Raw genomic sequence first — 21,920 nt, forward strand, 5'->3', positions numbered from 1 at the left:
CTCAATGACAGAGATCATTCAACTCATCACGTCAGTAATAGTCTTCCACCTCATATTGGGAAGCTTGCTAGTTTTGTTGGCTTCTCAATATATAGCGAAGTCCAGAATAAATGCAGCGACTCGACACAGTACCTGGCTCAGCGTTTTACTCGTATTGATCCTAATGCCGGCTTCAACCCTAAACCCGTTTAATAGAGTAGAAATTCCAGAAAACAACCCGGATGCAGTCAAAACACAGAGCAGTCACCTCGACACGGTTGTAAAAACCGATTTCCGCAATGCCCTATCGCCACAGAGCGAAAACGCTTTTGAATCAACCAGCACTGCTGGCTTAAAGCGCTCATTCTCTGACATGCTTGCCTCAGTTCGCACAATAGAGAGTCGCATTTTTGATGTGCTCAGCTCTACTCTGGGAAAATTTGCCTTGGTAAATTGGATTCTGGGACTGTTGTTGTGTTCGATAGTCGTTGGCGCCTTTGTGAAACTAATGGTTTTCGCGATTGCCTACATCAAGTTGCAAAGTCTATTCAGAACTTCTGAAGCCGCAAACCAGTGCTGGAAGGAGAAAACACAACGCTTGATGAGGTTTGTAGGACTGACAAAATGTCCGAGCTTGAGAACTCATGAAGCGATCACTTCGCCTTTGTCATGTGGACTATTCAAGCCCTGGATTGTCCTACCCAAAGCCTGGGTTGATTGTGAAAGTGTTGATCCGGAATTCGTGAATCAGGCGCTTATTCATGAGCTTGCGCATATAAAGCGCTACGACCCATTTGTTGCGTTGTTTCAGTCCTTCATTTCAATCTTTACGTTCTGGCACCCGGGAATCAACTATGTGAACCGTCAGATCCGATTTGAACGTGAGCTAGCATGTGATGATTGGGTAATCGCTAGTTCAAGCCCGAATAAAAGCAAGGAAATAAAGTCGTTTGCAACCAATCTGCTGGCTATTGCCACCGCAATGCCGCAGGGCGCCGAGAAACACTCGTTGTCGGTAGGATGTGTTCAATCCTCATGGGGACTGGGGGCTAGGCTTGCCATTTTGCTCGATAGACAAGCCAATCATTCGAATAGAATTCAAAGTAGACAATACAACATTTTTTTGGCAGTAATTCTTGTATTTCTCCTAATATCGGTATTGATTTGGCCTGCGATTCCTGTAAGCAATGCCGCCATTTCGACTTTCTCGAATACCCAGCTCGTTATCCTGGAAACAAGGAGCCAACAATACGAAACACTACAAACAGAACAAGGAACAAGCACTGAACTCAATGATGCTATTATCAATGTAGAGACTGCTGATCAACTTCTGGGTGGTGGCAATGAAGGCGCTATCCAATCCATGGCTGATGGCCGTTCGCAGGAACCATCAATTGATTCTAATTCAACGGCGATAACTTCGGACAGCAAACCTGTTCCCGAGCCGCAATCAACCAGCTTCACTACACCTGATGGAATAACAGACGTAGACAGCGGAACTGCGGAGTACGAAGAGGTTGGTCGTAGGGAATTGGATAGCACCCCGCCTGCGCCAATTGCTTCCGTAACTCCTTTCCAGGAACCAAGCGCGCATCGCCAGATTGAAATCAGTACGCTGCGACCAGCGCGATCAAAACCTAGCGATGGCTTTTTCGCCAATGCGGAAGTACCGGAAACTGTCGTCGATCTCGAACTTACGGATGTTTGGCAACCTATCGAGGGCAATCCAAACCTAAACAGAAAGACAACGACGACCCAAGCTGTCAACGAGGGAAATAGTCAAATCGCCCTTTTAGATGAGATATCAAAAAACGAATTGCTCAGACAAATAGAGAGCACAGAAGAGGAGTTCTATAGGGTGTTCAATAGCAATTCTATAGAGAAAAGCTTAACGATAATTTGCGGGAAGTATCGTCCAACAAATTCGCATATCTCGCACAGCTACTGCGAACCTAAATTCCTAATCGATTCCCGTAGTGAAAACATGCAATCGAAATTTATTCACAGGGATTTTTCGCAAGTAACTACAAACACTATTGTGAATAACAATCGAGAAAATTTTCAGAGACTCACAGAAGAGATGAATGCACTGCTGGCTCGCAATGAATACTTTCGTGGCCTAAATGCTACGTTGAGGGCCATGAGAGCACGGTTAGAGAAAATACAATGAACAGCGGAGAAGCTTACTCTGTAGTTCACAGCATTAGCAAGACATGAACCGAGAGCGGACACTTGACTTGAAGCCAATAAAACAAGCGAGAGGTCGATTGCCTTTTTTAGAAATTGTGCAATTGGTCACTGACCACAAATTGAGGAGAAATATCATGATACTGAAGTTGTCGATTGCCAACATTCTGCTTGCCCTGTTCGTTTCCAATCTCGCCGTAGCCCAGACGGAAGCTGGTGATTCCAATTCGCAACAGGAATCAGAGACACCCTATGAAGTCGTCATCACCGGTCAACCGTCGAAAGCATACTACCGGGAACTCATTCAAAAAGTGGAAGAAGATTATTTCGCTAGGTTTAACGAGCTGAATACCGACGACATGTACGATATGTATTGTTATGAATACACTCCAACAATGTCTCATATCAGAAAGCGCGCTTGTGAACCGCTTTTTATGATACGGCAACGCGCGGCTGATGGTGCCAATCTCGCCTTTTCATTTTCCACTGGTGGTGTTGAATGGGGTATAGCTGACGCAATTGGAAGTGTTCAAAATGAATCGGAAGTCGTACGACAGAACAATCGAAAGCGAAATTACGATGCTCTGGTTCAGAAAATCGAAGAGCTAACCTTGGCTGACAAGCAATTGGGTGAAATTGCGAATGTAATGGCACAGCTAAAAAATCGACTTGAAAGTTATTCTGGAAACTAAGCTCGATTCCAATATAGTGAAGCTATTGAAGCAAACGTTTCCAAATAGCAGATGCAGGTCAATGAAGATGCCATGCCCTAAGGTCCTTGTATTAGCGGGGGAGTAATACGATCCGCTTCAAATTTCCCACCTTTCGATGAGTTAGGATGTCCGCTTTGAAGCCGATTTCAGCACTAGAGGCAGCCTTGGGCTACTTCCGCTATTATAAAAGCCGACGTTCAAGGGTGGCCTAGTGACCGGCTGCAAATAAACCCGAAGCGGAAGTTGTTCGGCGCAACGGCTGCGACCAATTTCGTAACATTGGTCTTCTATTTCCGGCATATTTGTTACTGGCAATAACTCGAAAATCCTTTGTCTATTCCCTAGCAGGAATAGATCAGAAAAAGGTAAGCTTCAAAAATCTAGGCAGAATTTGGTTATTCGGGGAGTATGCGCATATGAAATATCTATTGGCGGGAATCCTTTTGCTTTTAGCAGGAACATCGAGCGGAGAGTCGCTGACACTCACGACGCCTAGAGGGGCTAAAATTGATGTCATTGCACAATTACCAGAAGGCACCGGCCCTTTTACAACTGTAGTACTGGCTCCCGGTCAGGGCTATCACATGCAATTACCCGCTTTAGAGAAAACAGCGCAAAGGTTGCTTGCTGCCGGCTTTGCTGTCTTTCGTTTTAACTGGGCCTATTACACAAGCACACCTCAAGGCAATCTCTCTAACGAGTTTGTGCTGGAAATAGAGGATATGAATGCAGTGGTTGCTCTGGCAAAGTCTGATACTCGCGTAGATTCGGAACGGATTTGGGCTGCAGGTAAGTCACTTGGCTCCTCTGTAGCTTGGCATGTTTTGAAAGGTGACTCTTCGTTAAAAGGTGGGGCTTTACTAACGCCAGTATGCAGCCAGGCAGAGAGTGGAAATCAAGAGCCAACGCCTATTCACGACTACTACTATCCAAGCATCGACGAAGAGACTCGCCCATTAGTCTTTGTGGTGGGAGATTCAGATCCTTTATGCTCTCCTTCTATACTTTACAGATTGATCTCAGAGCTAACAGGACCAAGCAGACTGGCTGTAGTCGGTGGCGACCATAGCTTCGAGAACTTACCTCTATCTGGCAACGAGGCGTTTGAGAAAAATCTGAGGTTAATTGGGGACTTTGTCGCGTTAGCGATCGCAGATTGGTCGGTAACGGATTAATAAATCAATTTCAAGGAAGCAAATTGGCTTTTGGGGATTAGTTTCAAAATTGTTAGTTTCACCGAATACCGATCAAGGTCAACAATGGAAATTCAATCCCCTCTAACAAACAATGGGAGAGGTTACTGGAGATCCTTTATGTCCGCTGTGAAGCCAGTTTCGGTAACAGAGGCAGTAAAAGGCTACTTCCGTTGTCATGAAAGCCGACGTTGAAGCGTGGCCCGAAGACCGGCTGCAAATAAACCCATTGCTGCCGTTCGCAGATCTGCTAGGCTAAGCGAATGCTATTAATTTTTGATTGCGATGGAGTTCTGATTGATTCTGAGCGAATACTCAATGACGTATATCGTGAGTGTCTGAAAGAGATCGGACTCGACTTGTCGTTAGACGAGGTAATTAAGAGATTTAAAGGCCGATCTACAAAGGACTGCATAATTATTACTGAGCAATTGCTTGGTCGTCCAGTACCTGAGCGACAGCTCAACGACAAATACAAAGAAATTGGGATGAAGCGATTTTATGAGGAAATTCGCCCTATCCCAGGAATAAAAGAAACTCTTGAAAAGCTCGCTACTCGCCGCTGTGTTGCGTCTAGTAGCTCTCACGAGCATATCCGTTTAGGCTTAGAGCTTTCAGGGCTTACATCGTACTTTACCGAGGGTATTTACAGTTCTTCGGATGTTTCCCAAGGCAAGCCCGCTCCTGACTTATTTCTTCATGCTGCCTCAAAAATGGGTGTGGCTCCTGAGGAATGCGTAGTAGTCGAGGATTCCCCAGCTGGGATTGAAGGTGCTATCGCGGCAGGTATGCAAGTGTTAGGTTTTGTCGATCTTACTTCCGAAGAAGAACTCCGAGCGGCAGGGGCCATAACATTCGATAATATGATGGAATTACCCCTACTGATCGATAATTTGGAATTGAGGCGATTACCGAAGGTATAGAATGGCCGCTTTGAAGCCGAAAGCCGCCTTTAGAATAATTGGGCTTCCTCAGTTGATAAACTTTTGATTAATAAACCTTCACTGAGCATATAGATAAAATTGAAATGAGCAATGTAGTGCAAGTCGGTGTCGGCGTATTCATTATCAGGAATGATAGAGTTCTGTTAGGAGAGAGAATTGGGGCACATGGTGCCGGAACATGGGCGCTCCCCGGAGGGAAATTGGAGATAGGGGAAAGCGTAGAAAATTGTGCGCGGCGCGAAGTCTTTGAGGAAACCGGACTTGAACTGACATCGATAAAAAAGTATGGATTTACTAATGACATTTTTGAAGATGAAAGGATGCACTGTGTAACCCTTTATGTGACAGCTTTATGCCATAAGGGGGAGGCAGAAAATAGAGAGCCGGGTTATTGTAAGCAATGGAAATGGTTTGATTTCAATAATCTTCCCCAACCACTATTTTTGCCTTTAAATAATTTGCTCAATAAGGAAGCAGTATTTCAGTTTGGAAATTTAAATTGAGTAGCAGCTATTGGCCACAATCACAAAATACTCCAGTATATGTGAGCTTGCTCATGTGCCGAAATATGTGGTTTTCCGCGATAACAATTTGCTTCGAGCTTAATTGACCATGCAAACCGATTGCATTTTTTGTAGGATTATCAGTGGCTCCGAGCAAGCACGAGTAATTTACGAGGACGCAAGATCAATCGCATTTTTCCCAAGAACACTCTACTCGAAAGGACATACGTTAATTCTGCCGAAGGAACATTATTCAGACATTTTTGATATGCCTGGTGAGATAGCATCCTCATTGATGAAAACTTCAAAAAAGCTAAGCGAAAAGTATCGAAAGATTTTGGGCTGCGAAGGAGTCAATTTAATGAATGCAAGCGGGGCTGCAGCACAACAGTCCGTTTTCCATTTCCACTTCCACTTGATGCCAAGATTTATCGATGATGGCATTAATACATGGCCTGGGTTAGACCCGTGGGAAGGAGATATAGACGGTCTTGAAAAATTGTTGAGAACAAACACATTACAAGCGAATTAATGTCGGCTTAGAAGCCGCAAGGAGCCGACCAGAGCAGCGACTGAAACGTCTGCTATCAACGTAAGTTGTTGAATTTACTTGCGCCTGCAAAGCGGACGTCCAGATTCGAACTAGCCTGGTCGCCTTTTAACCCCAATCCCGACATTTCGATTATTGGCATTTCCCCAGAATAGGCGTATTCTGAACATTATGAAAAAACTCATGGTCACAATTCTGCTCTTGGTAGCGGCCATATACTTCTATTCAGTGGGTCTTGACAAGCCTGCAATAGGATTCTTGATATTGGGAGCGATCGCTGAATTTGCAGCTTGGGCGCGCTATATCAAGTTGCCAAGCTGGAATGCAACTAAATAGCGAACTACCTTTCGCTAGCTACCCCTCCTTATCGTTCATATTGATTTCCTAGACCACCGCCTAGAAGATATTGGCTTCCACTGTCTCCTTTAAGGCCAGACAGAGGCCGCTCCCGAGGATTAGAGCTAGATCGCCTAATATACCCGAAGCGGACAAAGGGACTTCCAGTTCATTAAATTCTTCCTAGTACTTTCATTCGATGGATTTCCAGCGATATTGGTGGGATACTGCAGTGATCCCCAAATCGTGGTGAATTAGAAAAAGAGATTGAATATACACCTCTATTTGAAGAGCAATTTACGACTAGAGCCCTGGTGCGATCCCGGATAACGTAAAATATTTTTCGCACATTTTTTTGAAGGGGGTGGCCCCGGTCTGTTAAAACTGTAATCGCCAAACCACAGTACAGACCATAAGGAAGCCACCCATGAAAAACGATAACACAAAACCTTTGAGCAAGGTGATACGTATCGACGAGAGCGAGATCCGCGGCCATCTGGATGAGATGGTTAGGGGAACCGTTGAAGAGACATTGAATGCCATGCTTGACGCTGAGGCTGATGATCTCTGCAATGCCCAGCGTTACGAGCACTCCCCGGACCGCATTGATTCCAGGGCCGGTAGCTACAAACGGAAACTCCACACGAAAGCCGGAGAAGTCGAGATCAAGGTGCCGAAATTGCGGAAGCAGACCTTTGAGACAGCAATAATTGAACGCTATCGACGCCGGGATATATCCATCGAGGAAGCCATTGTGCAGATGTACCTGGCTGGGGTTTCAGTTCGTCGCGTGGAAGATATTACTGAGGCGCTGTGGGGCACCCGGGTTTCGTCAGGCACGGTCTCCAATCTCAACAAGAAGGTCTATAAGCATATTGAACGCTGGCGTAGCCAGCCCCTTGAGGGGGATTTCGCCTACGTATATCTGGACGGGATCGTGCTCAAGCGCAGCTGGGGCGGCGAGGTGAAGAATGTCTCGGTGCTGGCGGCCATTGGTGTAGACAGTGACGGCTTCAGGCGCATTCTGGGCGTCTCTGAGGGGCATAAGGAAGACAAGTCCGGTTGGCTGGGCTTCCTCAAGGAGCTGAAGAAACGCGGATTGAAAGGCGTCAGGCTGTTTATCTCAGATGCCTGTCTGGGCCTGATCGAGTCACTTGCAGAGGTCTATCCGGACGCGGACTGGCAACGCTGTGCTGTTCATTTTTATCGCAATGTATTCTCCCATGTGCCTAGTGGCAGGGTCAGAGAGGTAGCGGCCATGCTGAAGGCCATTCACGCCCAGGAGAGTCGTGAGGCCGCTGAGAATAAGGCCAGGGATGTCGTTGAGAAATTAAAAGCGATGAAGCTCAAAGTGGCAGCAGAGCTGGTAGAGAACTCAATTCATGAAACTCTGACCTACTATGCTTATCCACCGCAGCATTGGCTGAAGCTGAAGACCAACAATCCGATGGAACGGCTGCTCAAGGAAGCTAGGCGCAGGACCAAGGTAGTCGGTGCTTTCCCGGATGGTCACTCTGCATTGATGCTGGTGGCTGCTAGGCTTCGGCATGTTTCTGCCACGTCTTGGGGAACCCGCAAGTACATGAACATGGAGTTGCTGAGGGAGATGGATCAGGAAGCAATACACTCAGCAGCCTAACCAAAAACCGGGACTGCCCCTGAAGAAAAAGTGCGAAACATTTTTGACACTACCCGATCCCGCTTCGCAGAAACATATTTTGACATGAATATTACGAATATTTTGAAGGCTTGTGTTTTTGCGAGTGCACTTATTGCCACAGGTTCTGTGAATGCTGAACCAGTCCAACCAAACTCGCAAATTTTCGAAGAGAACAAATATCTGTTCAAAATTCCAACACGAATAGACTCACAGTTAACCTTTGAAAACTGGGAAACAGAAGGTGAAGTTCTGATTAGCCGATTCAGATTCAAAAGCCTGGACAACGGGGAAGCCGCTGGAACAATTATCCGACCACTTGAAAATGGCATGTTTCCAGTGATTCTAACAATGTATGGCTTATCTCACATTCCAGAATACTCACGTGGTCCCGGGATCAATTTGGTGAGCCAGACGAGAGTCGTATACGTGGCATTAGACCCACCACTTCATAGATCAGATCGAGCTAATGGAATAGGTCCTTGAGTACTTCGTTACTCAGGTGACCAAGAAAGGAATGAACGAGTACAGCTAATCAAAGATTTACGATCAATAATTTCACTGTTAGGTGATTTAAAATTTGTGGATACAGAGCAGGTTGCTTATTACGGTTATTCTTACGGAGCTGCGGTAGGAGGCATCCTCGCAGCAGTGGAGCCCCGCTTAAAAGCACTTGTCTTGGCGTCTGGAACCGGTGGAAGAAATTCTCTTCGACAATCAGATCCAATGTTTGATATTGACCCGATCCACTATGTTCTTCACATAGGGAATGTTCCTATACTTCTACAAAACGGTGAGGATGATCGCGTTATTCCAAAAGGAGCTGCCCTGCTTTACCAAAACACGGTTAGCTCTGATTCCAAAAAAGTGGTTTGGTACCCTACTGGACATTTCTTGTCTTGTGATGCAACGAAAGAGGCTCTTTCATGGCTCTCTGAATATATAGAAGTCGAAGTTGATTCGGATTATCAATGCAGTAGATTACCAATCCTTTGAACACAGTTTCCCTTAATTGCAACGTCCGCTCAGAAGCCGGTAGCGGAAGTAGGACAGGGGAACTCGAACTTCTGCTTTGCTTTTGTTGTCTGTCACGAACTACCAAGTGAGATCCGATAATACAGCTGAGATTTATTTGCATTGTCATGTCCCTCCGGATCAAGTAGCGGGTCCTCCCTGGGGGGGGCGGGTACGGGTGACAGGTAGCCCGAAAAAAGCAGTGTGCGTGCCGGCCCGTATTCGGGTTGTTATTGTTACGGAAGGTAACACTTTATGAAAGGGAACCTACAGGAAGCAGCGGTGATACTGGGCGTGAGCCTGACCACCATGCGCAAGTATGTCCTGGATGGTATGCCTTATGAACAGAAAGGCACCCAGGGCAAGCAGTGGGTTCTGAATATTCCTGATTGCGTCCAGTGGGCAAAGAACCAGGCGGTAGCGAACGCTGTCGGTGACGTTGCGCAAGCCGACATGGAAGAGCTGAAGAAACGAAAGCTGGCCGCTGATACAACTGTTGCCGAAGTCGAGGCAGCAAAGAAACGCGGGGAGGTGATCTACATCGAGGATGCCGTGAAGATCCGCACGGCAGAGGTGCTGGCGGCTAAAGCCAGGCTCCTATCTATCCCGGCCCGGATCGACCATGTAGTGGCCGGGTCAACTGATAGGCGGTTCTGCCGCCAGGTAATAACGGATGAACTCTACGGAGCACTCGAAGAACTCGCGACTGGATCTATTGACGTTGAGGCAGTCTTTCCTGAAGTTTAATATAATCAGAGCTGTTAAAATTAGTCTTGGGATTAAACGTTGAAAACAAATATTAGTAACAACGGAAGTAACACCAGCTGCTCAAGAAGATGGTTAAATTAAATAAAAACAAATAGATAGATTAAGCTTTCAAATCCCCCCTCTCCGCCAATCAGACATGGGTCTTTTTACAAAATATCTCTAACCCCTCAAGAATTACCGCAAAATCCAGCCAGATAGATAAAGCGTGTAACGCCCGCGAGTGGCACTCGCTTATTGAAACTTTTCCTGTCAATTTCCTCCAGATCTCAGTTTTATCTCAACTACCAGATTGCCCGTTTCGTATACAGTCAGAGCTTCAGCGACTCAGCAGTGTACTGCGTGTTAGTTCCATTAAAATATAAAAAGAAGTTAGATCAAGGCTGGTCAAGTCCAGTGTCTCGTGGGGCACAACTCTCTTTCGCCCTGGGAATGTCTTCTTAAAAAGTAGTGGTAACTTTTTTACATCACCCCGCGTCTAAATAGACAAGGATGCGCACCTTAACCATTTTGTTACTTTTTGGGAGATGGGAAGATGAAGAAAGCTATTTTTACTATGGTAGTAGTGGGCGCGTTTTCTGCAACAGCCGTGGCTGGTGTCAGTGAGCCAGATGTTGATGCTGAACAGGGACAGGTCAGAATCACTTACAGTCCGGAGATGGTGTCCACGGCGGAGGGCCGAGAAACTCTGGAACGTAAGATACGCCAGGCGGCTGCCAAAGTCTGCGGCCCGCAAGATCTTCGCCGTGCGGGATCATTCAGTCGGATGAGCGCGAACCGGAACTGTTACCGAAAGGCGGTGGCTGATGCGATGAATACGATTAAACCATCCGGAATCGCAATTACGGACTGAACTTTAAGGAACTTTCCAGCACACCTCCGGGGCGGGCCACAACGGCCCGTCCCGGCAAGGTAGCAACGCGTTGAGTTTGTTATTGCCCCAGACGGGGACAGGTGTCTTTACAGGAATATGAGGATGCACTTAAACCTGCCGAAGCCGAATAGCTAAGGGGGTGCTCAAGGAAGAAATGGCCGGGGACGGTGGATGCAATTTTCCAAATATGAGTCAGCAGCAAGTGCGAAAAGTATTCCGGGCACTATGACGACCAATTCGCTTATCAAGCGCAGCCAAGATTTATTTAGGAGTATTCTATAAGTTACTGATCTGCTGTGATACGAATAATGAAAGTCGGAACTCAACCAGAAGCCGAAATAATAGATGTTTTGCAGGCCGCGTTCGCTGCTATTCTTCGTTGTTCCGAAGAACTTCCTCAATCTTGTCTTGAAAACTAACTGAATATGTATTCCTGACAGATTCCCATGCTTGTCTGAATCCAAGGGTATTCATAGCACCTTGCCAAACAGTTGTGCGGGGTAAGAATTCGTTTTCCTCAAATAAGCCCTGCTCATATTGATACAGCTCGTTTTCCGAAACGCGAAGCTGCATTTCTACTCTACTTCTAAAAGTGGCCCATTCAAGCGTGTTTGTCGCAAGCTGTCCGGCTACTCCACGATCCATTAACTCGATAGTAGCTAAATCATTGTTCCACTCTTGGATCGCTAGAATACTTTTAGTTACCGAGTCTCGAGTTTGTGCATTCATCATATGTGTATTTTGTTCAACTTCTATTGCCAAGAACACTATACCGGCAATTGCTCTAAAATTAGCCGTTAGAGAAATCAAGTTATTGAATTTTTCAGATTTCATTCTTATTTCTTATACCGAATTCGGCCAAGACCCGGAGTCGACCCGTTGCGTAAATTGCAGATTATCGATTCAGGCTCAATTTCAGAATCCTCCCGAGTGGAATTCGCCAGCCTTCACCGTCAGGAGCGATTGATTCAGATACCCTGAAGGAATTACAAATGGTTTGGCAATCTGCTATCCCCGTGGCTATACTGTCACAAGAAACGCCTGAGACAAGGAATGTGTAATGGCGATTACTGCATTTGATACCCATAAATTTGTTCGCCGCCTGGAGCAGGCGGGCATGCCAACGGAGCTGGCCGAAGTGCAGGCGGATTTACTGACCGAGGCATTTACGGTGAATCTTGAATCACTTGTTTCCCAGGATTTCCTCGATACCCGACTGATCGCTCGCTTCGCGGAGCAGAATGCCCGTATCGATACTCGCTTCGCGGAGCAGGATGCCCGAATTGATGCTCGCTTCGCGGAGCAGGATGCCCGAATTGATACTCGCTTCGCGGAGCAGGATGCCCGAATTGATACTCGCTTCGCGGAGCAGAATGCCCGAATTGATGCTCGCTTCGCAGAGCAGGACGCCCGTATCGATACTCGCTTCGCCGAATTGGAAGCCAAGGTAGACTCCAACCACAAGCTAGTCATCTGGACTCAGGCCATCATTATGGCTGCGGTCATTCTGCCGTATCTGGAACGCCTGATGGCACTCTAGAGAACCCTGATTAATTACCACCACAGAGAGTTGTGGTGATTGTTAATCGGCGGTTCCTGGATTGATAAGCGGTTCCCTGGTCTGGCGGCCCGCCAGCAGAGACATCCAATCGCCGGCCAGCAACGTAAGCGTCTCTATGAAATCGGTATCACTGCCTGTCGTGCTGGAGGGTATTCCTGACAGAGGCGATTACAGTTAAAAACAGACCGGTGACACCCGACTCTGAGGGTCTTCATGGGAGTGTCCTATCGAACAGGCAGCGCTTGACTGGTTCAACGTAAACAGCCGGTACGCGATTTTCGCCGTTCCTCTGCTGGCCTTTGCCGAGGCCTGTCTTGGCATCGGGCTGGTGGTTTCCGGCGCCTTTCTGTTGCTGGTCGCGACGGCGGTCTACGGGAATCAGCTGGCGCCTATTGAAACGATTATGGTACTGGCCTTTCTGGGTGCCTTGACTGGTGATCAGGTGGGCTTTCATATCGGCCGCTGGGTTGGTACGAGGTTCCATCACAGCCGGCTGGCGAAACGCTATCGCAACAGTGTAGATAAATCGGAAGCACTTATTCGCAGGCATGGGGCCATGGCCGTTTTTATCGGTCGGTTCGTGCCGGCCATTCGCAGCCTGATACCGGCGACCATGGGTATCAGTGGTTTCGACGGGCGTCGTTACCTGTTGCTGGATGCGCTGGCCTGTGCGCTCTGGTCCACCGCCCTGGGTGCGATCGTGCTGGGGCTGGATTTTGGCTTTTCATCAGGCACCTAGCCTGCCTGCTAGAAGACTTGTATTTACGTTCCCCATGGCGAAATTCCTGACGGTTTCTGAGGCGCCGGATATGACAAAAACACCTTCCTACGCTGTTCTGGTGTGTGGCCTGTTGCTTTGCGCCAACGTCGTCGCGGCTGAGAAATGGCCTGATAAAAACCTGATTGTCGCGGAGCTGCAGCGCACCGCAATCGCGCCGGACAGTCAGACGACTGTCTCGATTGCAGCGCCTGTTGAGTTTGTTTTTGACTTTCTCTCACGGCGACCACATGACTACACTGAGAATGCGGTCAGCGTCGCTTTCGATCATTCTGATGCGGAAATTGCCGGCCTGCTGGGAAGCGGGTCGGATCGAATGATCACCATGGAAGACGGTGAAACCCTTGTGCAGCGATTTTTGCTTTTTGATGCACCAACCACTTATGCCTATCTGACTGACATGCAGCGGTCGACATTTTCCGCACCGTTAAATTATTCGATTACCCGTTACGAGTTGTTCGCCCGGGAGGACGGGGGTACAACACTGCAAGTGGCATTGGCCTATGAACCAAGTTCGCGCTGGCTGGCATTCCTGGTAAAACGGGCGTTTAATTCAGCAATACAAGACGATTTTGAGAGGGCTGCCGAGGCCATCGCGGCGGCCTGGGCCGCGACGGGATCGGATCAGTAGTGTCCCGCCAGACGGCGAATGCGCTGGCGCCAGGAGTGCCTTTCGGCAATCGGTGGTGCCGTCAGAGTCGTTGAACGGAGGTGGCCGCGCGGGCAGCCCTGTGGGAGACACACTCCGGCAATAGCATATATGGCGCGATCAAAGGCCGCTGACGGCTTCGGACTCCGCAACATTCTGGCGCATTTCGGCGAGCAGCTCGTCAATACCGGAACGCCTCACGACACTGCGGTAGGTTTCCCGGTAGGAACTGATCATGCTGACGTTTTCCACCTCGACATCATAGACGTACCAGCCATCGCTGCGCAGCCTCAGCCGGTAATTAACCGGAATTTCGTTGGCGCTGGTGACGATCGTGGTTTCTACCGTGGCGCGGTTGTCATTGATTTCTTCGTCCCGATATTCCACGGATTCATTGGTATAGGCTTCAATCCGGCCAATGTAGGTATTCTCCAGGGTCTGGCGGAACAGTTCCTGGAATTCATTCTGCTGTTCCGTACTGGCATTACGCCAGTTGGTGGACAGCGCGCTCTGTGCCATGGCCCGGCTGTCAAACACTTTGCCAAGCTCGGTTTTCAACTGCTCCCGGCGCGCATCCGCGGTAAGAGACTGGGTGCGCAGAATAGTCAGTACCTCCTCGACGACACTTTCAACCCGTTCGGTAGGGCTGGCCTGAGCAAGCGCAAAGCCGGGCAGTAGCGCGCAAAGCAACAGCGCCAGAAAGGAGTTGCCTGCCGGCACGGTTGTTCTTCTCTTTCTGTTCAGTAGTATGGACATTGGTTAGCTCTCTTCCGGGTCTGGCCCGGACTTGCTGATATCTTCAGTGAAGCCGGCTGCACCGGCTGGTTGTCCGATTATACGCCCAAGTCAGCGGGACTCAACATGGGGCAGGGCAGGCAGCGCGAACAGGGCCAGAGGGTTACTCTTCTACACGGCCGGCTCGATTCTGTATGTAGGAGGTACGGAAGAAAATATAGGGGTCAATGGCGCTCTGGTAAAGGGCTTCGTAGGTATCGGGATCCAGGGAAAGAGTGGTTTCGGCCTGGGCCAGATTCAGAGCGATGATTTCGCCGGTAGACAGCGGGTCCAGTACCGGATTGATGGCCGTGTTGCCCAGACTGCCCAGGCCATCCCGTAAGCTGCTGAAGCCCAGGAACGGAATCACCACGTAAAATCCGTGCCCGACACCATAACGGCCAAGTGTTTGACCCAGATCTTCGTTGTCCTGCTCGATACCCATGCTGCCGGCAGGGTCAAACAGCCCCAGAATGCCCAGGGTTGAATTGATTACAAAGCGAGACGCCTCGGTCCCGGCATTGGGCAGGTCGAGCTGCAATAGCGCGTTGATGGCGGAGATCGGCGTGCCGAGATTGGAGAAAAAATTGGACAGTGAAATCCTGGCGGGTTCCGGGACAACCCGAAAAGCCACGGCTACCGGTTTGAGTACGCCTCGATACAGGCTGTCGTTCAGCGCGAAGGTTGCCCGGTTGAGCGACTCGAGTGGGTCGGCAATCTGCGGCCCTTCGTCGAACTCAAAAAAGTCGTCATCATCGTCCTGCGCGTAGACAGGTCCAATCAGGCAAAGCTGCAACCCGAGCAAGGCGAACAATCTGAAAACAGTCTGGCTTGCTTTTGTTAGTTTTTTAACTGGCATCTTAAGGATTCTCCGGTCATCCTTCGGTCTGGAAGATGTAACGACTTACGAGCTCCTCGAGGCTGATCGCGGATTCCGTTTCGTAAAACTCCATACCGTCGGTCAGCAGTTCATCAAAGCCGCCTGGGACGATTTTTATGTATTTTTCACCAATGATTCCCTGGGTACGGATGGCGGCGATAGCATCTTCCTGGACTATAACGCCGTCGTTGATGCGCATCTCGACGATTGCTTCGAATGACTCCGGATCAAATTCGATACTGGAAACCGTCCCGATCCGCACCCCGGCACCTTCTATGATCGCTCCCGGTCGTAATCCGGACGCTGAGGTGAATCGGGCCGTCAGGTTGTACCCTGGTTGCTCAATAAAGGACGCACCCGCAACTGTAACGGCAAGGTAGCTGAAGCTGAGAATACCAATTACGACAAAAATTCCTGTAATCAGTTGTATATTCAATTTGTTCATAATTTTCCCACTCTCCGGAAAAAAGGCCGGGCTGCCACTGATTGCTGTCCGCTACAGATAGCAGTATCACTCCGTTAAAGGATTGCGCCGATCAGGAAATCGCTGAATAACACGGCGATCGATGAGATTACCACCGCGTCGGTTGTTACATAACTGACACCCTCGGCGCCCAGGGAGCCGGATCTGGTCAGGTGAATATAAAAGCCCTTGGAGCAACAGATAAGGGTTACCAGCAGGCCAAAAATCAGGGACTTGACCAGGCCCAGCCGTACATCACCCCAGACCACGGCGTCGATCATGCCATTGATGTAAGACCCCTCGCCGACGCCGAACAGAACGACGCCGACGAAGTAGCCCCCAAAGATTGCCACCAAGCTGAACACGCAGGTCAACAGTGGTACGGAAATAATGCCTGCCACCAGTTTTGGTGCCACCAGAAACTTATCAGGGCTGATGGCCATGCACTCCAGTGCATCCACCTGCTCTGAAATTCTCATTATGCCCAGCTCGGCGCAGATGGCCGACCCGGCGCGCCCTACAACCATCAGCGCGGTCATTACCGGTCCCAGTTCCCGCAACACACTCAATGCCACGGCAGAACCCAGCAGATCCACCGATCCGAAGCGCTCCAGGGTATTGTAGAACTGCAGGCCCAGTACCATCCCGATAGTTAACCCGGAGATGACGATGACGCTGAGAGACCTTGCACCGATAAAATAGATCTGCCTGACGATCGGATAGAACTGGTAGGGGGGTTGCACGATGCGAATGGCGATTATCAGCAGTAATAAAAAAGTACGCCCGGTCTGCTCCAGGGAATTCAGAACGGCACTGCCCATTGATTCCACGGTTTTCATCAGTCTTGTGATGCCTCTTCCAGTCCCGCAAGTCGTCTCAGATGCTGATCCACGTCGACGTTCACCTGGCGAGGGGTTCGATTCAACAGGCCTGTAATCCTGGGGTCGTCACTGGCGCGTATTTCTTCTGGCGTTCCCGCCAGCAGCAGCTTTCCGTCACCCAGGATGGCGATTCTGTCGGCGATTTTAAAAACACTTTCCAATTCGTGGGTAACCACGACGATGGTCATGTTCATCGTCTGTTTCAGTTTGATGATCAATTCGTCGAGTTCTGCCGAGGTGATGGGGTCCAGACCCGCGGAAGGCTCGTCGAAGAACAGCAGTTTGGGATCCATGATGATTGCCCGCGCCAGTGCCGCACGCTTGGTCATGCCACCGGACAATTCAGCGGGCATCAGATTTTCATGTGGCAGCATGTTGACCATGTCCAGTTTGATGCGGGTCATGATCTGTATGGTTGTTTCGTCGAGATCGGTGTGCTGGTGGAGGGGAAGTTGAATGTTTTCCGCCACCGACATGGACGAGAAAAGGGCGCCTCCTTGAAAAGCCACGCCCATCTGTTTGCGCATATCACGCAGCTGTGTGGAACTGGCGCTGCAGATGTCGGTCCCCAGGATTCTGATCTTGCCGGAAGTGGGTTTCTTCAAGCCCAGCATACTGCGCAGCAGTGTACTCTTGCCCGCGCCACTGCCGCCCATGATGACAAAAATCTGTCCGAGAGGTATATCGAGATCAATGGAATCAAGAATTCGTCGCTTGCCGTATTCCACGACCAGATCACGAATTTCAATTGCCATTGTAGAAGTCATCGGGGGCGCTCGGTCACTCTTGAAGAATCTCTATGAAGCTGTCTTCGCTGTCATAGAGTGAGAAAATCTGGTCCAGCCGCGTAATAGTCAGAACCTGCATTGTCGATGTGCTGATGCTCAATAGTCCGTATTGCAGGTTCGCCTTTTTCGCGGTCTGAAAGCCTTCTACCAGGCTGGCGATACCGGAGCTGTCGATGTAACTGACTTCCTGCATATCAATCAGGAGCGATCTGCCATCCTTCAACGTTGCCAGGATTTTCTCTCTGAGAGTAGGTGAGTGATGGAGATCGATTTCGCCACTTAATTCAAGCACGTCGAAATCAGACTCGTTTCTTAATACGTGTTTCAACTGATCACTTCCTTCTTCATCTGTAAAATATTGCCTTGTCGTTTGCCGCAATCGATCAGCTTCACTTCATCCATGATCTCATTGATGATGTGACATCCCAGCCCGCCGGGGCGGATCTGATCCAGAGGCCGGGACTTCATTTCATCGGCTCTGGATTTGTTGCGGGCAAAATCTGTCAATCTGAATACCAGGCTGGAATCCTGCCTGATTATCTCCAGCACAATATCTCCACAATCGCCATCGCAGTAGGCATGCTGAATAATGTTCATGCAGGCTTCACCGATGGCGAGCGTTACGCACTCAATAGTTTCTTTGGAATACTTGGCTTTAACCAGTGCCTCACGCAATCTGGCCCTTACCGTGCAAAGATGCTCCGGCTTGGCAGGAAACGCAAATTCCAGAATCTGTTGTGTCGCCACAATGAAACCCCGCGAGCTGATTTTTAGTCAACGGGCCGGTTCAGGGCTGTATTATCTTAGAAGCTGAATACCCTTAACTACCCGACTTGCACTCGTTTACTCACACAGAGAAATTACTTGCTGCTTCTTTTTTCTTTGTCTTTTTCTTGTTTCTATTTTTCAGGTTTCTGGCTGGCTTTATCCCGATTGTTGTCCTCAATGATGAGTACGGTTAAATCGTCGAATCGCGAACCTGTGTTTGAAACTTCCTCGACAAATTTCTCCAGGCGGGGTTGCCGCGGCAAACTGCTCCAGCGCCTGATCAGGGATTGCAGAGCTATGATTTCATCTTGTTCCTCTGAGCCGCGGGTCAATCCTTCGGACAGGCCGTCAGTATACAAATACAGACTTCCGTTAGCCAGATTAAAACTTTCTTCCGCAAACTGCTGGTCCGATAGAATCCCTACTGGCGGGCTCAGGGACTCATACAGGGTGAACTGGCCGTCCACTCTGTGATGAATTGCGGGCGGGTGGCCCGCATTGGCTATGGTCACTAACCCGGTCTCAGGGTCATAGGTGCCCCCGATCATGGTGATGAACAGGCCCCTGGTCGTCATTTCGTAAAGCTCTCTTGAGATGACACCCAGTATTTCGGCCGGCGAATCTATCGTTTTGGCCAGGCAATGGAACAGGCTGCTGCCCTTTGCCATCAGGAGTGCCGCGTCTACGCCCTTGCCAGATACATCGCCGATATTGAACATGTATTTGCCGCTGGGCAGCAACTGGTAATCGAAAAAGTCTCCCGACATGTTCTTGGCTGGAATGTTCAGGCCGGCAATGTGGTGGCGCTCATCAAAGTCTGGCAGGAAACTTTCCTGAATTGTCCGGGCCAGAGTCAATTCCTGCTGGACTTTTTCAGACCGGAGTACTTCTTCCACCATGGTGGCATTGTGAATCGCCATAGCCGCAGACGCGCACAGAAGGCTTAGCAGGTGGGAATCTGACTGGTCGAAAAGGCCATCAGGGTTCCCGGCGGTCGGGATCTTGTTGATCAGCTCAATAGCGCCAATGGTCTCATTCTGAATGATCAGTGGTGCGCAGAGTATTGACCGCGTGCCGAACTTTGAATACTCCGCTGCCTCCACCGGTAAATCGTCCTCGTCCCGGGTATCCCTGATAAGCACGGTCCGGGACTGATTGACAGCCTTGTGCAGTACCTTCATGCCTACTTTCAGCATCGGATCCTGAATATCCACCTGTCCCGCGCAGCCCTGGCAGATCAGTTCATCTTTGCCATTGAGCAGAAAAACGGATGCGGCTTCCGCTCCAGAGTAGCTCAGAATTTTCTCCAGTGACACTCTAAGTGCATCCTCGAGGTCCAGCGAGCAGGCAAATGCCTGGATCAGGTCCTCCAGATTGGCAAGTATCTTTGAATTACCAAGCAGGTCATCGGGTATGTAAGCTTCTTCAGGCATGGTCTCAGGCATAGGTTCGGTCATCGGGACAGGCATCAGTGCAGGCGCAGGCAAGTCTGACAGCCTCTCCGTTGCGGGGTCTAATAACGGGGAATGCGAGGGGAATCATACTCTTGATGTATTGAAGCTATCAAGGACAGGGGAAGAGCTATCCTGGTTGGCGCATGCCTGCTGCAGTCGAGAGGCGTTTAGAGAGAAGTGTTTAGAGAGAGGCCTGGTCAATCAACCGCCAGTCGCAGCCTTGCGGGATCAGTCTCGCCGTCACACGCCTGTCGGCGGTACAGGTGTACCAAAAGTTCTAAAAGCTTTTGCGGTTTTATTTTGAACTCTTAAAAGATTTAAAAGCGCTGAAAAGTCCGAAAATTGCAGAAAGTGCAAAAAGTGCAATCAGTCGGAACAGAAAACTGTCTTGTAGGAAAACCGGACCGCTTGCTGTTAAAGCAGCAAGGATTACCGGGTTCCCTGGCGGCACTCGGCAAGCGGAACTGCCGGGCCTCGGAGGCGACGACACAGGCCGTGCAACTTCGACATCAGCGGCGCTGGATCTGCTGTGCAAAATCAAGGAGCGAACAAGCGCTCGCCGTAAGCTGACCAGGAAGCAGGGCGGGAATCTGGCGACAGAGCAGGTCAGACGACGCAACTGAGCGAAAGTGGGTCGAACCCCTCACCAGGCCTGTTGGTAGCCGATTTCGACATCGTTGTACCGATTACAGCACCGCGCTCTGGGTCTTGTGGATACGTAACATATTGATTAAAAAGAAATAAAATATTTTCCGGCTAATTCGGGAGTACGTTGCCCGGTAATTTGCCGGCTTCCGCTCAGGGCCACGTCCAGCCTGCCTGCCGGACAACAGGTCCTTTCCCGGTCTCGCGTATCTGGACAATTAGCAGTCAGCGATATATCTTGTCTGTCCGCTTTAATGGCGATATAGCTTTAACAAGCCAATAACCCTAAAAAAACCATTAACAGAAATGGTTCTATCAATCTCATTAAGTGCCTTGCACGGGAGAGAAATATGATAAGAATATCCCTATTCACCTTGACGCTTGTTACCGCGCTGGCAGTTTTCACCAGCCCGGGCGAGGTCTCCGCACAAGCCATGGAATCGGCTGAGCCGTTCAAGGTTGGAACGTTTGCGATAGATGATGTACCTACTGTCGGCCTGGTGATGCGCAATGATCAGCTGATCGTCGAGCTGGAAGCCGCTAACCGCGCCATGCAACTGGTACCCAGCTACAGCAAGATGGACATGCCAGACGATATGCTGGGCCTCATCGAGCAGTACGAGTACGGTCTGAAGTATCGGATCTACGAAGTAGTCAACTGGCTGGTTGAAGAAAACAAGCTGAGCGGCATGAACCGTCCTGACTGGGTACACCCGGTGGACGGAGTAGATATCATGGCGCCGATTCAGTACCCCAGCAAGATCATGAACGCAGCTGTTAACTTCTACACCCACGCCTGTGAAGGCTGTACAGACGAGGAACTGCGCGCCCGTACCCGCGAGCGGCAGGAGAATCGTGGTGTTCCCTACCTGTTCCTGAAGCCTACCCGTGGCGCAGTTATCGGTGATGGCGATACTATCATCATGCCTTACGGCCGTGATCAGATTGAATACGAAGTCGAAATGGCCATCGTGTTCGGCAAGCCTGGCAAGTACATCGCTGCCGACCGAGCCTATGATCACGTGTTCGGCTACATGGTCGCCATGGACATTTCCGACCGCGGTGGACGTCCGCCCGGTGGCTACGGCTCACGTTCCGACTGGTTTGTCGGCAAAGGGCACGACACTTTCGCACCACATGGTCCCTGGATTGTTCCCAAAGAGTTCTACGGTGATCCAATGCAGCGCCTGCACCAGATCACGGTTGTGGACGGTGTGACAGTTCAGGAAGCCCAGGCTGGAGATATGATCCATAACATCCCTGAGCTGATCGAGTATGCGTCGTCGCTCATCACCGTATTCCCTGGTGATGTTCTGCAGAGTGGAACTTCAGGCGGCACCGGCGCCGGTCGCGTTGAGCGGGCCTCCGGTTCCGGCTACCTGGTAGACGGTGAAACAATCAGTGCCACCATCGAAGGAATCGGTACCCTGACTCATCCTCTCATGAGAGAGCGCAGTGTCCCGGCCGATCTGTCCGGCTCGCAATTGCCGCCGACCAGCAGCTACCGCAACTAGTCGCTGAGGCAGTATTGATCGAATAAAGGGCGCCCATCGGCTGATGCCGG

Annotated in this window: 24 protein-coding genes; 15 read left to right on the forward strand and 9 right to left on the reverse strand. The window is 49.7% G+C overall.

The window, feature by feature from the left end; translation table 11 throughout:
• The first annotated feature begins 4 nt into the window (after positions 1-4).
• From R3F50_08170 to R3F50_08220, 11 genes are all read left to right on the forward strand, one after another.
• Positions 5-2,149 carry a M56 family metallopeptidase gene (locus R3F50_08170; GenBank protein MEZ5490280.1) on the forward strand — a complete coding sequence of 715 codons (2,145 nt, stop codon included), beginning with the start codon at positions 5-7 and terminating at the stop codon, positions 2,147-2,149.
• Between the two features lie 154 nt (positions 2,150-2,303).
• Positions 2,304-2,858, forward strand: a complete 555-nt coding sequence (locus R3F50_08175; protein ID MEZ5490281.1) for a hypothetical protein — start codon at positions 2,304-2,306, stop codon at positions 2,856-2,858.
• 437 nt (positions 2,859-3,295) lie between these two features.
• Positions 3,296-4,054: an alpha/beta family hydrolase gene (locus tag R3F50_08180; protein MEZ5490282.1), complete on the forward strand. Its 759-nt coding sequence runs from the start codon at positions 3,296-3,298 to the stop codon at positions 4,052-4,054.
• 281 nt (positions 4,055-4,335) lie between these two features.
• A complete protein-coding gene (locus R3F50_08185) occupies positions 4,336-4,995 on the forward strand; it encodes an HAD family hydrolase (GenBank protein ID MEZ5490283.1) in 660 nt (219 codons plus the stop codon).
• Between the two features lie 104 nt (positions 4,996-5,099).
• Positions 5,100-5,519 (forward strand): NUDIX domain-containing protein, encoded by a 420-nt coding sequence (locus R3F50_08190; protein ID MEZ5490284.1) that lies wholly within the window; start codon positions 5,100-5,102, stop codon positions 5,517-5,519.
• Positions 5,520-5,628: 109 nt separating this feature from the next.
• Positions 5,629-6,051 carry an HIT domain-containing protein gene (locus tag R3F50_08195; GenBank protein ID MEZ5490285.1) on the forward strand — a complete coding sequence of 141 codons (423 nt, stop codon included), beginning with the start codon at positions 5,629-5,631 and terminating at the stop codon, positions 6,049-6,051.
• Positions 6,052-6,832: 781 nt separating this feature from the next.
• Positions 6,833-8,044 carry an IS256 family transposase gene (locus R3F50_08200; GenBank protein ID MEZ5490286.1) on the forward strand — a complete coding sequence of 404 codons (1,212 nt, stop codon included), beginning with the start codon at positions 6,833-6,835 and terminating at the stop codon, positions 8,042-8,044.
• Positions 8,045-8,128: 84 nt separating this feature from the next.
• Positions 8,129-8,548: a hypothetical protein gene (locus R3F50_08205; protein ID MEZ5490287.1), complete on the forward strand. Its 420-nt coding sequence runs from the start codon at positions 8,129-8,131 to the stop codon at positions 8,546-8,548.
• A gap of 48 nt (positions 8,549-8,596) precedes the next feature.
• Positions 8,597-9,058, forward strand: a complete 462-nt coding sequence (locus tag R3F50_08210) for a hypothetical protein (GenBank protein MEZ5490288.1) — start codon at positions 8,597-8,599, stop codon at positions 9,056-9,058.
• A 273-nt stretch (positions 9,059-9,331) separates the two neighbouring features.
• Positions 9,332-9,823 (forward strand): terminase small subunit, encoded by a 492-nt coding sequence (locus R3F50_08215; GenBank protein MEZ5490289.1) that lies wholly within the window; start codon positions 9,332-9,334, stop codon positions 9,821-9,823.
• A gap of 553 nt (positions 9,824-10,376) precedes the next feature.
• A complete protein-coding gene (locus tag R3F50_08220; protein ID MEZ5490290.1) occupies positions 10,377-10,694 on the forward strand; it encodes a UrcA family protein in 318 nt (105 codons plus the stop codon).
• Between the two features lie 390 nt (positions 10,695-11,084).
• On the opposite strand, the gene R3F50_08225 is transcribed toward R3F50_08220, so the two are convergent.
• Entirely contained in the window at positions 11,085-11,549 is a 465-nt protein-coding gene (locus tag R3F50_08225) for a hypothetical protein (protein MEZ5490291.1), read from the reverse strand.
• Positions 11,550-11,775: 226 nt separating this feature from the next.
• Between R3F50_08225 and R3F50_08230 the strand changes: the two genes are divergently transcribed.
• The 3 genes from R3F50_08230 (at position 11,776) to R3F50_08240 (ending at position 13,685) form a co-directional block, all read left to right on the forward strand.
• Entirely contained in the window at positions 11,776-12,255 is a 480-nt protein-coding gene (locus tag R3F50_08230; protein MEZ5490292.1) for a hypothetical protein, read from the forward strand.
• 349 nt (positions 12,256-12,604) lie between these two features.
• On the forward strand, positions 12,605-13,015 hold the full coding sequence (locus R3F50_08235) for a VTT domain-containing protein (protein ID MEZ5490293.1): 411 nt from the start codon (positions 12,605-12,607) through the stop codon (positions 13,013-13,015).
• Positions 13,016-13,085: 70 nt separating this feature from the next.
• Positions 13,086-13,685: an SRPBCC family protein gene (locus R3F50_08240; GenBank protein ID MEZ5490294.1), complete on the forward strand. Its 600-nt coding sequence runs from the start codon at positions 13,086-13,088 to the stop codon at positions 13,683-13,685.
• 138 nt (positions 13,686-13,823) lie between these two features.
• Here the strand turns inward: R3F50_08240 and R3F50_08245 are convergent, their stop codons facing one another.
• The 8 genes from R3F50_08245 to R3F50_08280 all read right to left on the reverse strand — a co-directional run bounded on the left by R3F50_08245 (position 13,824) and on the right by R3F50_08280 (position 19,714).
• The gene (locus R3F50_08245) at positions 13,824-14,459 is read right to left on the reverse strand and encodes an ABC transporter substrate-binding protein (protein MEZ5490295.1); all 636 of its coding nucleotides are present in this window, start codon (positions 14,457-14,459) and stop codon (positions 13,824-13,826) included.
• 142 nt (positions 14,460-14,601) lie between these two features.
• The gene (locus R3F50_08250) at positions 14,602-15,336 is read right to left on the reverse strand and encodes a VacJ family lipoprotein (GenBank protein ID MEZ5490296.1); all 735 of its coding nucleotides are present in this window, start codon (positions 15,334-15,336) and stop codon (positions 14,602-14,604) included.
• Between the two features lie 16 nt (positions 15,337-15,352).
• Positions 15,353-15,802 carry an outer membrane lipid asymmetry maintenance protein MlaD gene (gene mlaD, locus R3F50_08255; protein MEZ5490297.1) on the reverse strand — a complete coding sequence of 150 codons (450 nt, stop codon included), beginning with the start codon at positions 15,800-15,802 and terminating at the stop codon, positions 15,353-15,355.
• 74 nt (positions 15,803-15,876) lie between these two features.
• The gene (locus R3F50_08260) at positions 15,877-16,659 is read right to left on the reverse strand and encodes an MlaE family lipid ABC transporter permease subunit (GenBank protein MEZ5490298.1); all 783 of its coding nucleotides are present in this window, start codon (positions 16,657-16,659) and stop codon (positions 15,877-15,879) included.
• Positions 16,659-17,456 (reverse strand): ABC transporter ATP-binding protein, encoded by a 798-nt coding sequence (locus R3F50_08265; GenBank protein ID MEZ5490299.1) that lies wholly within the window; start codon positions 17,454-17,456, stop codon positions 16,659-16,661. The genes R3F50_08260 and R3F50_08265 overlap by 1 nt, the downstream gene beginning before the upstream one ends.
• A 25-nt stretch (positions 17,457-17,481) precedes the next feature.
• Complete coding sequence (locus R3F50_08270) at positions 17,482-17,817, reverse strand: STAS domain-containing protein (GenBank protein MEZ5490300.1); 336 nt, start codon at positions 17,815-17,817, stop codon at positions 17,482-17,484.
• A complete protein-coding gene (locus tag R3F50_08275) occupies positions 17,814-18,236 on the reverse strand; it encodes an ATP-binding protein (GenBank protein MEZ5490301.1) in 423 nt (140 codons plus the stop codon). The genes R3F50_08270 and R3F50_08275 overlap by 4 nt, the downstream gene beginning before the upstream one ends.
• A gap of 152 nt (positions 18,237-18,388) precedes the next feature.
• Entirely contained in the window at positions 18,389-19,714 is a 1,326-nt protein-coding gene (locus R3F50_08280) for a GAF domain-containing SpoIIE family protein phosphatase (protein ID MEZ5490302.1), read from the reverse strand.
• A gap of 992 nt (positions 19,715-20,706) precedes the next feature.
• On the opposite strand from R3F50_08280, the gene R3F50_08285 reads away from it, so the two are divergent.
• Positions 20,707-21,870, forward strand: coding sequence for a fumarylacetoacetate hydrolase family protein (locus tag R3F50_08285; protein ID MEZ5490303.1), 1,164 nt, complete (start codon positions 20,707-20,709; stop codon positions 21,868-21,870).
• Positions 21,871-21,920: the final 50 nt, after the last annotated feature.

This window comes from Gammaproteobacteria bacterium (genome assembly GCA_041395725.1).
In the GTDB taxonomy this organism is placed as follows: domain Bacteria; phylum Pseudomonadota; class Gammaproteobacteria; order Pseudomonadales; family Pseudohongiellaceae; genus NORP240.